Raw genomic sequence first — 14,746 nt, forward strand, 5'->3', positions numbered from 1 at the left:
ACGTGGTCATGGGCTTCGCCACCGAAAAGTCGGCCCGCAAGCCGCACCATTGAACTTGCCGGTGAATTCGCGTTGCCGGCCTAGACACCGAATTGTTTCGAGGCAGCTGCCACGAATGCGCGAACTCGCGTCAGCGCCGCCGCGGAACCGCTCCAACTGCAACCGCGCCGCGAATGCGCTTCGACCCGGATCCCCAACAGGAGGCCATACAGATTGACCACGGCAGACATTTCGCCTGTGATATGGCCAGCATCTGCTGACCACATGATCGGCCCTTTCTGATCGGTGATGCGGGCTCGCTGGATATGGCACAATAAACCGGCATGGGTCAGGCGTCGGGAGCATCCAGTGGCGGCCAGCCTCGCAAGCACTATATCGAAGAAAAACTCAGGTCGACCCGACAGGAGCATACTCCATGGCTGACACGCCGATACCCGATGCTTCGTTTCTCGCGGCCCTGACGACAGAGCATTTCGTGCAGCAGACAGCGATCAGCACGTCCATAAGTGAAATGGCGTCGCGAACGACCATCTACATTATGTCTCTGTCGAGCGCTCTGGTGGCAACGGGCTTTGTTACGCAGTCCTCCGAGTTCTTCCTGCCGTTTGTCGCGGTTGTGCTGCCATCGGTCTTTTTACTGGGTGCCTTTACCGTCTTGAGGTTGGTCGACATCGCCGCTGAGAACATGCAGGCCCATATCGGCATTGCCCGGATCAGAGCCTACTATCGAACTTTGGGCGACGAGGCTGCCTTCCAGTTTTCCAAGGAATTCGGTCGCTGGCCCGAAAATGACGCCGAACCTTCTCTTCGTACTGGGCCTCTCCTGGCGTACCTGACCACCGCAGCGACTATGATCGCATTCATAAATGCCATCGTCGCTGCGGCCGGCGTTACTCTGCTTGCGTTTCGTGTCGGTGCAGAACTATTGCTCGCGCTGTGTCTTGGTGCCGGAACAGCAATCGGCTTGATGACGATTTTCTATTTATACCAGCGCCTTCGGACGAAAGGCATGGTCCGCATTGCCAAACCCTATGGTTCTGAAAAGAGCGTGCTTTGAGCGGGTAATGAATGTGGTGTTTGTCTGAACGCCACCGGCATGGCAATTCCGATCTTATTGACGACCAATGCTCCACGCCCCTCGCAGGCTGTTCGCAATGGCGAGCCCTTTCGGGATCGAGACATTTCCGCAAACTTTTTTGCCCGGCATGCGTTGTTCCTTCTCCGAGCACAGGAGAAAGCCATGCAGACTAAGTCGCAGACTTCAGCCGAAGCCGCCAAGCAACGCCATATCCAGCGTGGTATCGACGCCAAAGACGAGACGAAGAGCAATGGCAAAATGCAACAAGCGATGCAAGCCGGCGCCCGCAAATATCCCGAGCCACCTTTTCCCGAGCAGCATCAACCCAAACCGGGGCATGAATGGGCGATCGAGCCCGCTCCGCTCTACGATGCGCCTTACTACCTCGGATCGAAAAAACTCGACGACAAGGTAGCGCTTATCACGGGTGGTGATTCCGGCATCGGCCGTTCGGTGGCAGTCTTGTTCGCCCGCGAGGGCGCCGACATTGCGATCGTATACTTGAGTGAAGACAGAGACGCCGAAGCGACCAAAAACGCCGTCGAAAAGGAAGGCCGGCGTTGCATACTGATAAAAGCCGATGTCAGTGAACGCGAGCATTGCCGCAACGCCGTGGCGCTGACGGTCGAAAAATTCGGCAGGATCGACGTGCTGGTCAACAACGCCGCTTTCCAAATCCATTCCAGTGACTTCAACGACCTGACCGAGGAACATTTCGACACGACGCTGAAGACCAATCTTTACGGCTATTTTCATATGGCGCAGGAGAGCGTGCCGCACATGGAGCCGGGCTCCGCGATCATCAATACCGGTTCGGTGACCGGCATCGACGGTTCCAAGCAACTGGTTGACTATTCGATGACCAAGGGCGGCATTCATGCCTTCACGCGAGCGCTTTCGGGCAATCTGATCGGCAAGGGCATCCGGGTAAACGCGGTCGCGCCAGGTCCGGTGTGGACGCCGCTCAACCCTTCGGACAAGGAAGCCGACGACGTCTCGAAATTCGGCGCGGATACGCCGATGAAACGGCCAGCGCAACCGGAAGAACTTGCCCCGGCTTACGTGTTCCTCGCCTCGTCGCATTGCTCGAGTTACATCACGGGAGAGATCCTGCCGGTGGTCGGTGGCTACTGAGGTCGCGGAACGTATTTCATTGCATTGGGCTACCGAGTAGACGGCACGCGACGACGTCGTCTCCAGGGAGACGCTTGCCGCGCTCGATCGCTTCAAGAAACGCGTGATCGGTGCCGTGCGCCGCCGCTACACGGCACCCGCCACGGCTCCGGAGCAATAGCGCTCCGTGTTGGCCGAAATCCTCGCTCGCGTTTTCAATTTTCTGAATTTCCGCTTGGAACTCTCCCGCCGGCATACCGTTCAAACATCATTGGAGAACGACCATGCCACGAGGCGACAAATCGAAATACAGCGACAAACAGGAACGCAAAGCCGACCACATTGCCGCAGGCTATGAGAAGCGCGGTGTTTCCGAGAAGGAATCCGAGCGCCGGGCATGGGCGACCGTCAACAAGGACGATGGCGGCGGCAAGAAAGAAGGCGGCTCGGGTCGTGGTAAACACACCGGACACCCCGCGGCCCACAAGGGTGGGAAAAGCGGCGGCAAGGCATCGGCTTCACGGTCAGCCGCAAGCCGATCGGAATCGGCAAAGAAGGCAGCGGCAACACGCAAGCGGAATGCCGAGCACCATGCCCATTAACTGCCCCGCAACAGGTTCGGAACGCCATGAAACCCAAGCTCGTCAATCAGGTCAGCGGGCAAAGAATTTTCGTCGTGGTGCTCGACCTCGGCGACGAAGGCTTCGCCGCGCTGACCGCCTTCGCAACCGACAAGAACATCGCCGACAAGAACATCGGCAGTGCCTCTTTGACTGCGATCGGAGCGTTCGGCGCCGCCTTGATCGATGTTAATGCGTGAGATTGGCAAGCGCCTACCCGGCTCCTTGGCCATCAAGGGCGGATGTCTCTGTGGCAGGATCCGATTCAGCGCCGGGATCGAACCGAGGGCTCACTACTGCCACTGCGATATGTGCAGACGAGCGACCGGCAGCGCGTTTGCAGTTCTTGCCTGGATGCCCTGCCAAAGCCTGACCTGGAATTCCGGAACGCCAACATATCGAAGGTCTTCGCCGATCGCACAAAGAGGCTTCTGCCCAGAATGCGGGTCGCCGCTCAGCCTTTGCTACGACGCGTCGCCAACCGAGATCGCGCTGCACGTCGGTACCTTCGATGATCCGGCTCACCTGGTGCCTCGGTACAACTACGGTTCAGCGCAGCGCCTTGGTTGGGTGTGCTGCGGAATAGACCTACCGGACCGCGACACCGAGGAGCGCTGGTAGCGCCGCCTGTTGCGAATGACCTAGATTGCCGATCAGGAATGCGGCCCTTGTCGCCGTGCCCCGAAAGTGCGGTCTCGATCTGCCCGGCCTGCCGACGTGGCCAGACCGTCGACAAGCCCTAAGCGCTAGCCGGTTTTGATCCTTTGGGGGGCCGCATTCTCTATCGCGAGGAAAATCGCTTCGAACAGATCCTCGTCGCGGAAGGGCTTGCCGAGCAAGGGCACGTCGGCCGGCCGATCGGCAATCTCCCGGGCATCGGCATAGCCCGTGATCATGACCGCTGGCCAGTCCGAGCGCAAATTGCGCGCGAAGCGGATCACGTCGACGCCGGATACGAGTGGCATGGCGAAGTCGGTGATAATGACGTCGAACTGGTTGGGAGTGCGCTCCATCATGGCCAGCGCCTCCGCCCCTCCTCCCGCGCAGGTCACCTCGAAACCACGTTGGCGAAGGGACTCGGCGGTCAATTGCCGCAAAACATGGCTGTCGTCGATCAGGAGGATTGATGGGTGCTCCATCCCGGCATCGGCGAACGCTCGTTCAATGTCGGGTTCCACCACAGGATCGACCGGCTGTTCGGTCGATCGTGGCAGCCAGAGTTGCATGGTAGTTCCGCGGTTGACGACGCTTTCTATGCGAAGTGTCCCACCTGACTGCTTCATGAAGCCGTAGACCGTGCTGAGGCCGAGGCCCGTTCCCTTACCGACCGGCTTGGTGGTGAAGAACGGTTCGACGACCTTGGCGACAAGATCGGGAGGTATGCCGGATCCGGTGTCCTTGACGGCGATCATGACATAGTCGCCCGGCGGAATATCCTCTGTTGGCGTCCCGATCGATCGATTCTGCGCATGCACGGTTATTGTCCCGCCAGAGGGCATGGCGTCACGCGCGTTGAAAACCAGATTCATCAAGGCCAATTCAAGTTGGCCTGCATCGACATGCACCGGCCAGATCGTGTCATCGATCTGCCAGTCGAAACGGATCAACCCCCCCAGCACGGGCGCCACCAATCCGTTCATCGTGTCGCCCAGCGCAGCAAGGCGCACCGCTTCCGGCTTCAGGGTCTGGCGCCGCGAGAATGCCAGCATTCGCGCGACAAGGTCAGCGCCTTGTCTTGCAGAACGCCGCGTCAGGTCGAGTACCTGTTGCGCCTGATCATCCAACGTAGCCCGGCGTTCAAGCAGCCCTAACCCACTGAGAATTGCGGCGAGCAGGTTGTTGAAATCATGCGCCAGGCCGCCGGTTAGCTTGCCGATAGCGTCGATGCGCTGGGATTGAAGCAGCTGATCCTCAAGACCGCGCCGCTCGGTGATGTCAAGCAATGTGCCGATGATTTCCGGTTCACGGCCATCTGAGCCGTCCGACATCACGCCCTGGTCGAGAAAGATGCGATACTCGCCATTGGCGCAATGCCAGCGGAACTCGCACGTATAGGAGCCGGTGGTTTTGGCCGCCAGCAGCGCTTGCTTCAATCGCGGCAGGTCGTCGGGATGAACGCGGCTGAGACCGAACTCCGGATCCGATGTCAGGTATTCAGGCGCAAAGCCGGTCAAGCGCTCGACGCCCTCGGTAACAAAGCGCGCCGCGAAGGGCGGCTCGGCTGCCCGAGCATGAAAGCAGACCGGCAACGAATTCAGGATGGCATCCTGCCGTTGCTCGGCGCTGCGCAGCGCGCGTTCGGCCTGAAGCTTGTCCTTGTGCGCCTGCAACGCCTGCGCCAATAGTCCCTGCTCGACCTCCGCCTTGCGCTGGATCTCGAGCGTCTTCTCGTGGAGTTCGACGAAAACCGCGACTTTCGAACGCAGCATGATCGGATCAAATGGCTTGAACACATAGTCGACCGCGCCGGCATCATAGCCGCGCAGCATATGCGCATCCTCCTTGTTGATGGCGGTCAAGAAGATGATTGGGGTGCGCTTGGATTGCTCGCGCTGGCGGATAAGTGCGGCCGTTTCATACCCGTCCAACCCTGGCATGAGGACATCCAGGAGAATGACGGCGAACTCCTCTTTCAGCAGAAAGCGCAGAGCCTCTTCGCCCGATTGGGCGCAGATGACCTCTCCGATAGTCGCGAGCACTTCGCTGATCGCCAGCAGATTGCGCTCATCGTCGTCCACCGCCAGGATGCGGGCTCTTGCCGGCCCTTCGGCAAGAGCTGCCACCTCAAGTTTCCTTACCCTGTTTCTTGCCAGCTTTTGCATCGAACGGCCGTCAGTTCGCTGCCAGGAGAAGTTTTTCCGGGCTCTCGACACGGGATCGGGCACGCCCGATCCAGACACGAAGCAGCGCCAGCAGGAGATCCAGGTCGACGGGTTTGGCGATGTAGTCGGAAGCCCCGGCATCCAGACATTTTTGCCGATCCCCCTTCATCGCCTTTGCGGTGACGGAAATCAGCGGGATATGAGCAATCGCCGGTGTGCCGCGAATCCGCCGCATCGTCTCGTAGCCGTCCATCTCCGGCATCATGATATCGATCAATGCCACGTCGACATCGGGCGCCTGTTCAAGAAGCGCGATGCCATCACGGCCCCGCTCGGCATGCAGAACCTGTATGTCATAGGTCTCCAGAACACTGGTGAGCGAATAGATATTGCGAATGTCGTCGTCGACGATGAGAACTTTCGCCCCGGCGAGATCGGACTTGCCGTTGTGTTCAGTTCCTGCCCAGGCCTCTTGGCGACCTTCTCCCGGCAGCGTTGCCGAAATATGCAGCGCCAATTGAGCGAAGTTCTCCGCCCGCGGTGCTTCCGCCAAGGCCGGGTTCAACGCCAGTACCTGTTCAAGCGCGTCCGGGTGAGGCGTAAAGAACAGCAGCTGCGGCAAGGCTTCGCCGAAGTGGCCGGTGATCTCGTCCAGCGCCTTTGCGTTGTCCTTGGCGGAGCGTCCAAAGCCGAGCACGACGGCATCATAGGAGGCGAGGCCAACGTCTTCTGCATTTGCCGCAACTCGACCGATCGCGGTGACCGACGTTACGCCGTCGCGGATTGCCTCGACCAGCGCCAGACGCCGCTCCGGGTCAGGGTCCACGACCAGAACGCGGCGCTGAACGCGGAGCTTCTTCGAGTGGATATCCTGAAACACCTTCATCAGCTCGTCCGAGGAAACGGGCTTGGTGGAAATGCTGGACGCCCCCTTGCGTGCGAGACTGTCGATGTCTTCGGCACCCGAGATGACATGGATGGGAATTCCCCTCGTCTTCTGGTCATGCCGCAGCAGATCGAAAAGCACCCAGCCATCGATATCCGAAAGCCCGAGATCAAGCGTGATTGCGTCGGGAACGAGCTTGCGGGCCAATGCCAGCGTGCCGGAACCTGCATTCGACAGAACGCCTTTCAGCCCGGCCGACCGGGCGAGGCCGAGCAGCAACCCGCCAAAGGTCGGGTCGTCCTCGACGATCAACACGATCCGATCGGTGGGTAGGATTGAATCGCGGTCGTCGATCAGCTCTGCCGAGGCCGGACTGCTGAGCAGAGCTGTCGCAGCAACCGCCTCCGCCGCCGGAGCCAGGGTCGACTGTACTGTCGTCACGCGGGGGCCGTCGAACGGGATGATGAGGGTAAATGTCGACCCCTTGCCCGGCGTGCTTTCGACCCGCAATTCGCCGCCAAGCAAGCGAGCGATCTCGCGGCTGATCGAGAGCCCAAGGCCGGTGCCGCCATACTTGCGGCTGGTGGTGCCGTCGGCCTGCTGGAAGGCCTCGAAAATCAGCTTCTGTTTGTCTTCTGGAATGCCAATGCCGGTGTCGGTGACGGCGATCGCGAGAGCCTTCACCGGCTGCGTCGCGCCATTGCGGCGGCCGGCCTTTTCAACCCGGAAGTTCAGGCTGACCTCGCCTTCCGAGGTGAATTTGAATGCGTTGGAAAGCAGGTTGAGGACAATCTGCTGCAAGCGTTTCTCATCTGTGCGGACCGTGTCGGGAAGCGCCGGATCGACCTTGATGGTGAAGCCAAGTCCCTTGTCGGCTGCCAGCTGACGAAAAGTTCGTTCCATGTGCTGGCGAAGATGCGTCACCGGCATATCGTTGATGTCGATGGAAACAGTGCCCGACTCGATCTTCGACAGATCGAGGATATCGTTGATGAGGCTGAGAAGATCGGTTCCTGCCGAATTGATGGTGCGGGCGAACTCTACCTGTTTTTCGTTGAGGTTGCCGTGCTGGTTGGTCGCCAGCAGGTTTGACAAAATGAGCAGCGAATTGAGCGGCGTGCGCAGTTCGTGGCTCATATTGGCCAGGAACTCGGACTTGTATTTCGACGTGAGTGCCAGTTGCTCGGCTTTCTCCTCCAGCGCGCGTCGCGCCATCTCGATTTCGAGATTCTTGTTTTCGACCTGCTTCTTTTCGTTCTCGAGCAGCTGCGCCTTTTCCTGCAGCTCCTCGTTCGTCGCATGCAGCTCTTCCTGCTTTTTTGTCAGCTCGGTTTGACGCGCTTGCAATTCCGACGTCAGCAGTTGCGACTGCTTGAGCAGGCCCTCCGTGCGCATCGTCGCAGCGATGGTGTTGAGAACGATGCCGACGGATTCCATGAGCTGGTTGAGGAACGACTGGTGTGTGTCACGAAACTCGCCGAACGAGGCGAGCTCGATGACGGCTTTGACTTCATCCTCGAACAGGGCAGGCAGGATGATGACATTGGCTGGCGAGGCGCTGCCAAGACCAGATGTGACCCGAAGGAATTCTGGCGGCACATTGTCCAGCATGATGGCGCGCTTGTCGGCGGCACTTTGCCCAACCAGGCCCTCTCGCAGATCAAGCCGCTGCTTGATGGCAGCTTTGCTCTCGGCGCCATAGGAAGCCGCCAGCTCAAGATAGGATTCCTCCTCGTCGCGATTGGTGACGTAGAACACCCCATACTGGGCGTTCACCAGAGGAGCGAGTTCGGACATGATGAGCCGCGAGACGGTGGCAAGATCGCGCTCGCCTTGCAGCATGCGCGAAAACCGGGCGAGATTGGTCTTCAACCAGTCCTGCTCGGCATTCTTCAGCGTCTGATCCTTCAGATTGCGGATCATTTCGTTGATGTTGTCTTTTAGCGCGGCGACCTCGCCGGACGCTTCGACGCTGATCGAACGGGTAAGATCGCCCTTGGTCACCGCCGTCGAAACCTCGGCGATGGCACGCACCTGGGTGGTCAGATTGGCAGCGAGTTGATTGACGTTGTCGGTGAGGTCGCGCCAGAGGCCGGCGGCACCTGGCACACGCGCCTGACCGCCGAGCTTGCCCTCGATGCCCACCTCACGGGCGACGTTGGTCACCTGGTCGGCAAAGGTGGCAAGCGTCTCGATCATGCCGTTGATGGTGTCGGCCAGCAGGGCGATCTCTCCCTTCGCGTCGACCGTCAGTTTGCGCCTGAGATTGCCTTGCGCGACCGCCGTCACGACATCGGCGATGCCGCGCACCTGATTGGTCAAGTTCGTCGCCATCAGGTTGACGTTGTCGGTCAGGTCCTTCCAGGTACCGGCAACACCTTCGACGCGCGCCTGGCCACCAAGCTTGCCCTCGGTGCCAACCTCACGCGCGACTCGGGTGACCTCGCCGGCGAAGGAGTTCAACTGGTCCACCATGGTGTTGATGGTCGACTTGAGCTCCAGGATTTCGCCCTTCACATCGACGGTGATCTTCTTCGACAGGTCGCCGCGCGCCACGGCGGTCGTGACTTCGGCGATGTTGCGCACTTGGCCGGTCAGATTCTCGGCCATCGAGTTCACATTGTCTGTGAGATCCTTCCACGTGCCGGCAACGCCGCGCACCTGCGCCTGGCCTCCCAACTTGCCTTCCGTGCCGACCTCGCGTGCCACGCGCGTGACTTCCGAAGCGAAGGAATTAAGCTGGTCCACCATTGTGTTGATGGTGTCCTTCAGCTCCAGGATCTCGCCGCGGACATCGACGGTGATCTTCTTCGAAAGGTCCCCCAGCGCCACGGCGGTGGTCACCTCGGCGATGTTGCGCACCTGGCCGGTCAGGTTGGCCGCCATGGCGTTGACGTTTTCGGTCAGATCCTTCCACGTGCCGCCGATGCCGCGCACCTGGGCCTGGCCGCCGAGCTTGCCGTCGGAGCCGACCTCGCGCGCCACACGCGTCACTTCCGAAGCGAAGGAATTGAGCTGGTCGACCATCGTGTTGATGACGTCCTTGATCTGCAAGATCTCGCCCAGCGCGTCGACGGTGATCTTCTGGGTCAAGTCGCCGGTCGCAATGGCCGTTGCCACCTTCGACACGTCACGCAACTGCACCGTCAAATTGCCGGCCATGGCGTTGACGTTGTCGGTCAGATCCTTCCAGGTGCCACCGACGCCTTCGACATGCGCCTGGCCACCAAGCTTGCCTTCCGATCCCACTTCGCGGGCCACACGCGTGACCTCAGAGGCAAAGGAGTTCAGTTGGTCGACCATCGTGTTGACGGTGTCCTTGAGCTCCAGGATCTCGCCTTTGACGTCGACGGTGATCTTCTTCGACAGGTCGCCGCGCGCCACGGCGGTGGTGACTTCTGCGATGTTTCGAACCTGGCCAGTCAGGTTGGCGGCCATGAGATTGACGTTGTCGGTCAAATCCTTCCATGTGCCGCCGACGCCCCTCACCTCTGCCTGGCCGCCCAGCTTGCCTTCGGTGCCGACCTCGCGTGCCACGCGCGTCACTTCCGAGGCAAAGGAGTTCAGTTGGTCGACCATCGTGTTGATGGTGTCCTTGAGTTCCAGGATTTCGCCTTGCACGGCGACCGTGATCTTCTTCGACAGATCGCCCGACGCGACCGCCGTCGTCACCTCGGCGATATTGCGCACCTGACCGGTCAGGTTCTCGGCCATCGAGTTGACGTTGTCGGTGAGGTCCTTCCAGGTGCCGGCGACGCCGCGCACCTGCGCCTGGCCGCCAAGCTTGCCTTCGGTGCCAACCTCGCGTGCCACGCGCGTGACCTCGCCCGCGAATGAATTCAGCTGGTCCACCATCGTGTTTATCGTGGATTTCAGCTCGAGAATCTCGCCCTTCACGTCGACCGTAATCTTCTTCGACAGGTCGCCCAAAGCCACCGCAGTCGTCACTTCGGCGATGTTGCGCACCTGGCCAGTCAGGTTCTCGGCCATGGAATTCACATTGTCGGTCAGATCCTTCCACGTACCACCAACACCCTCAACGCGCGCCTGGCCGCCAAGCTTGCCTTCAGTGCCGACCTCGCGCGCCACGCGCGTCACTTCCGAAGCGAAGGAATTGAGCTGGTCCACCATCGTGTTGATGGTGTTCTTCAGTTCTAGGATTTCGCCCTTGACATCGACTGTGATCTTCTTCGACAGGTCGCCCGACGCGACTGCGGTCGTAACCTCCGCGATGTTGCGCACTTGCCCGGTCAGGTTCGTGGCCATCGCGTTGACGTTGTCGGTCAGATCTTTCCACGTGCCGGCGACGCCCTTGACCCGGGCCTGGCCGCCGAGCTTGCCTTCCGTACCGACCTCGCGCGCCACGCGCGTCACCTCGGAGGCGAAAGAGGCCAACTGGCCGACCATGGTGTTGACGATCTTGCCGATGCGCAGGAATTCGCCGCGCAGCGGTCGGCCGTCAATTTCGACCATCATGGTCTGCGACAGGTCACCCTTGGCGACGGCGCCGATAACGCGCGCAACCTCAGCCGTTGGCTGAACCATGTCTTCGATGAGATCATTGACTGAACGGACACTGGATTCCCAACTGCCGGTGGCATTGCGAACCCGGCCGCGCTCGCCTATCCGCCCTTCCTTGCCGACGACCCGGCTCAAGCGCTCGAACTCGCGCGTCACTTGGTCGTTGAGATCAGCGATCTCATTGAAAGTCTCAGCTATCTCGGAATCGAGGCCTTCATAAACATTGTCGATGCGGACGGAGAAATCGCCGCGCCGGAAGGCTTTCAGAGAATTCAGGATGCTTCGACGGTCCAATTGCTTCTTGGATGCCTGCACGGTCACAGCGCCACTCCCAGCCCTATGGATTTATACGGATAAAGTTGCCCCCGCGGCCAATGGTGGATCGCGCCGCAAGACCCCAAACGCGGCATCTTCAATTTTGTTCCATCGTGCCGTGAATTCCAGGCCGACGGTTGCGCCTTGGTTTGAACGCCGGATTTTCATGATGCGGTTGTGGATTTATCGTGCTTCAGCCGACCACGACACGTCATAGCCGTTTGCCATTGCCAGAGAGGCATGAATTGCGTTGCGCAACTCGGAAGGCGAGGCAGCCACCCGGTGGTCGAAGCTCACGGCAATTTTCTTGCCGGACATGGCATGGACCATAAGCCCGACCAATTCCTCGTCGTCGCAGCGACACTCAGGAAACCTTGCGCGGATTTCATCGACCGCAAACGCCGTCGAGATAATGTCGTCAGCGCGATAGCCAGAGATCACCGCGTAGACTGCGCTATAGGTTTCAAGGTCAATGACTTCTGTTTTCAGCACATCATCCTCCCTGCGGAAGGCCGACGGCAGAGGCGCCGGATGTCTCGCAAAGATTGCTAGATGCCGGCATCGAGTCTTCGGCGCTGTATCCTGTTCATTCTATGACGGTTGGCCGCGCTGTCGATAGCTCTGCAAGGCTTTGTACGCTTCCAGACACTGATTCACGCGAGCGACCAGATCAGGCAATCGTGCCGTTCATATACGTTTTCCGGTTCACTGTAGTGCCGTCCGCCAACTGAAACAGTCCACCCGACCAGAATGACGATTGTCGGCCCATTCACTTGAAGCCCCCCAGGTCAGCGAGTGAGTTGTGGCCAACACTCCAACACCTCCGCCATGCTGGCCGCCTCAATCTGCTCACTGAAGCGGGAATGGTAGACTTCCATCAGTGCGTCATGGGTCTGGTCGGCAGAGCTGCAGATTGCATCGGTGACGAGAATGACGCGGAAGCCACGATCGATGGCGCCAAGCACGGTCGCGAGAACGCAAACGTCGGTTTCGCCACCGGTGATCACGAGCGCACGCACGCCGGAGCCACTCAGCAGCGCGTCGAGCCGCCCCTCGGTCCAGGGCGAATAGACGTGTTTGTCGACCACCGTCGCCGGCGGTACAAATCGTGCAAGTTGAGGCATCAGCTCGATCAGGCGCGGATCGATGTTGGAAAGGGTTACCTCCGCCCACCGACGATAGTAGTTTGCCCACATTCCCGGCGCCTCGCCCGGGCGGGCGGCAGGAATGAAGCGCGTGAACAGGGTACGGCTGGCATGTCTGGCGACCAGTTCTTCGATCGCCGGGACCACCTTTTCAGCCCACGGCACGGGCCAAGGTCCACCCGGCGCAAACAGGCGCTGCATGTCGACGCACAGATGCAGGCCATCGTCGCCTATTGGTCCGTGAATCAATCCTTGGGCGGCCACTGGTGGATTCCGTCGGGTTTGGGTTACTGGCCTGCCTGCCGCGCTGCATCGGCCTCAGCCACATCAACAGTGTAAAGCAATTCACCGTTTTCGTTGGATACCCTCACAAGCCAGCCGGACAGAGCGTCCGTGCCAGGCTGCAGGTCGGCGAGAAGATCGATTGCGCAGCGGATAGCTTCGGACCGGGCCGCCTCAAGGCTCGCCATCCTCGACGGCGGTATGCGTCGGCTGGTTTCGCCATCGCGATACTCAAAGACATATACGTCGCCGGCGCCGTCGCTTGCAGAGGTTATCTCGACCTGGTCGAAATTGCCGTTGCTGCTCGCGTCATATTCATTGGCTGCGAGATCAAAGGTCGCTGTCTGGACCAGGATTGCCTTTGCGCGGGCAAGCACCTCATCTTCAGCTTGTGTCCCGACTTTTGCCATGTCCACCGTAACGCAGTCGCCGCCCTCGCCGCAAAATATCACCCGGCGAACCGACTGGCCGTCTGGCGCCCTGGCATTCACCACTTCGGTTCGAACGACTTGCATGACACTCTCCTGTCTGTGTCTGACAATGTTCATGGTGCGGTTCGGTTCCTGCGGATGCAGGGCGTCGGCCCGGCTGTCGAGACTGACAGGACTTCCCCACCGGACATTCACGGTGCACCGAGCCCCCGCCGCAGGAACAATTCGAACGGAAACGCGTTGCCCTAGCTGGAAACGGGATAAGCGCAAAATGGCCGCGCCACGTGCTGCCTGGAAGGGCTTCTTGAAGGTTGGTTCGGTTACTTGCGGCGTGAAGATTGTCGGCGCAACCAGCGAAGCATCCAAGATCCATTTCAAGATTTTGAACCGCAAGGACGGTCTGCCGGTCAGGAGCGTCTACGCCGACGAGGAGACCGGAAAGCTGGTGGATGCAGCGGATCAGGTGAAGGGTTTCGAGATCGAAAAGGATGAATTTCTCCAGATCGAACCTGACGACATAAAGGCGTTGAAGCTGACGTCGAAGCACACGCTCGAAGTCGGCGAATTCGTATCGATTGACGATATCGATACGCGCTATCTCGAGAAGCCCTACTATCTGATCCCGGCCGACGGCGCCGCAATCGAAGCATACGGAGTGATCCGCGATGCCATGAAGAACAAGGGCGTGGCCGCTCGATCCTGCGTGGTGCTCTACCAGCGCGGCCGCGAAGTGCTGATTCAGCCCTATGGCAAGGGGATGGTGATGACCGAGCTTCGCAACCACAACGAAATGGTTTCGGAAAGCACTGTGTTCGATGGATTGGCCAAGCAGAAATACGACCCCGATCTGCTCGAAATCGCCGGCATGCTTATTGACAAAAAAGTGACGACCTTCGATCCCTCGAAATTTGAAGACACCTATGAAGACGCGCTGATCGCCATGATCGATGCAAAGCGCAAAGGCAAGAAGCTGCCGAAGCCCGCACCAAGGCCACAGGAGAATGTCATCAACCTCGCTGAGGTGCTGAAGAAGAGCCTCAAACAGGAAGGGCTGGCGAGATCCACAAAGAGAGCCTCACCGAAACGCAAGACAGCATAGTTGATAACTGCCCAGCCAGAAGGTCCGCACAGCAGCCCCAGCCGCCCCTAAATCGTTTGGAACAATTCTCGCGGTTGCCCGTTGGCCACCAAGGACGATGCCTTACGGCCGAGATCAAGAACGTCGACAGGGCAGTCCTCAAAGAGCCAGAGGCAGCGGATGCCAACATTGCGCTCAAAGGAGCCGGAACGCAGGACTCTGATCGAGCGCCGACAAGCCCCAGGACCGCCGGCCATCGGTAAAAATACATGGGGTGTGAAAAGACCCTTTCGCCTCCAGACGCGGCGACGCGCGACCTGTGGCGGCCGAACCCACGCCCAAGCGAAACCCGGAGAATAGATGTGCCCCCCAAACCAGAGCCAACCGAAGAGCCGCCAATGGATGCGCCGACGTGGACGCCGGACATACGCGAGCCTGAGCCGGATCTTCTTCCC

11 protein-coding genes are annotated in these 14,746 nt (G+C 59.8%); 6 read left to right on the forward strand and 5 right to left on the reverse strand.

Annotated elements, in window-relative coordinates; genetic code table 11:
• Positions 1–415: 415 nt before the first annotated feature.
• The 5 genes from NKI06_RS12475 (at position 416) to NKI06_RS12495 (ending at position 3,432) form a co-directional block, all read left to right on the forward strand.
• Entirely contained in the window at positions 416–1,057 is a 642-nt protein-coding gene (locus NKI06_RS12475) for a hypothetical protein (RefSeq protein ID WP_023687857.1), read from the forward strand.
• A 183-nt stretch (positions 1,058–1,240) separates the two neighbouring features.
• Positions 1,241–2,212: an SDR family oxidoreductase gene (locus tag NKI06_RS12480; RefSeq protein WP_023687856.1), complete on the forward strand. Its 972-nt coding sequence runs from the start codon at positions 1,241–1,243 to the stop codon at positions 2,210–2,212.
• A gap of 263 nt (positions 2,213–2,475) precedes the next feature.
• The gene (locus NKI06_RS12485; RefSeq protein ID WP_023687854.1) at positions 2,476–2,793 is read left to right on the forward strand and encodes a hypothetical protein; all 318 of its coding nucleotides are present in this window, start codon (positions 2,476–2,478) and stop codon (positions 2,791–2,793) included.
• A 26-nt stretch (positions 2,794–2,819) separates the two neighbouring features.
• Positions 2,820–3,011, forward strand: a complete 192-nt coding sequence (locus NKI06_RS12490) for a PPC domain-containing DNA-binding protein (RefSeq protein WP_023687853.1) — start codon at positions 2,820–2,822, stop codon at positions 3,009–3,011.
• On the forward strand, positions 3,004–3,432 hold the full coding sequence (locus NKI06_RS12495; RefSeq protein WP_280938685.1) for a GFA family protein: 429 nt from the start codon (positions 3,004–3,006) through the stop codon (positions 3,430–3,432). The genes NKI06_RS12490 and NKI06_RS12495 overlap by 8 nt, the downstream gene beginning before the upstream one ends.
• A gap of 125 nt (positions 3,433–3,557) precedes the next feature.
• Here the strand turns inward: NKI06_RS12495 and NKI06_RS12500 are convergent, their stop codons facing one another.
• The 5 genes from NKI06_RS12500 to NKI06_RS12520 all read right to left on the reverse strand — a co-directional run bounded on the left by NKI06_RS12500 (position 3,558) and on the right by NKI06_RS12520 (position 13,330).
• Positions 3,558–5,696: a PAS domain-containing hybrid sensor histidine kinase/response regulator gene (locus tag NKI06_RS12500; protein ID WP_245270897.1), complete on the reverse strand. Its 2,139-nt coding sequence runs from the start codon at positions 5,694–5,696 to the stop codon at positions 3,558–3,560.
• A complete protein-coding gene (locus NKI06_RS12505; RefSeq protein ID WP_031246159.1) occupies positions 5,644–11,355 on the reverse strand; it encodes a HAMP domain-containing protein in 5,712 nt (1,903 codons plus the stop codon). The genes NKI06_RS12500 and NKI06_RS12505 overlap by 53 nt, the downstream gene beginning before the upstream one ends.
• Positions 11,356–11,538: 183 nt before the next feature.
• Positions 11,539–11,847: a hypothetical protein gene (locus tag NKI06_RS12510; protein WP_352985521.1), complete on the reverse strand. Its 309-nt coding sequence runs from the start codon at positions 11,845–11,847 to the stop codon at positions 11,539–11,541.
• A 296-nt stretch (positions 11,848–12,143) separates the two neighbouring features.
• On the reverse strand, positions 12,144–12,764 hold the full coding sequence (locus NKI06_RS12515) for a cysteine hydrolase family protein (protein ID WP_023687850.1): 621 nt from the start codon (positions 12,762–12,764) through the stop codon (positions 12,144–12,146).
• A 23-nt stretch (positions 12,765–12,787) separates the two neighbouring features.
• Positions 12,788–13,330: a DUF6894 family protein gene (locus tag NKI06_RS12520; protein WP_352985523.1), complete on the reverse strand. Its 543-nt coding sequence runs from the start codon at positions 13,328–13,330 to the stop codon at positions 12,788–12,790.
• Between NKI06_RS12520 and ku the strand changes: the two genes are divergently transcribed.
• Complete coding sequence (gene ku / locus NKI06_RS12525) at positions 13,329–14,312, forward strand: non-homologous end joining protein Ku (RefSeq protein WP_502882029.1); 984 nt, start codon at positions 13,329–13,331, stop codon at positions 14,310–14,312. The genes NKI06_RS12520 and ku overlap by 2 nt on opposite strands.
• Positions 14,313–14,746: the final 434 nt, after the last annotated feature.

Source organism: Mesorhizobium sp. M0772 (genome assembly GCF_040320135.1).
Taxonomy (GTDB): Bacteria; Pseudomonadota; Alphaproteobacteria; order Rhizobiales; family Rhizobiaceae; genus Mesorhizobium.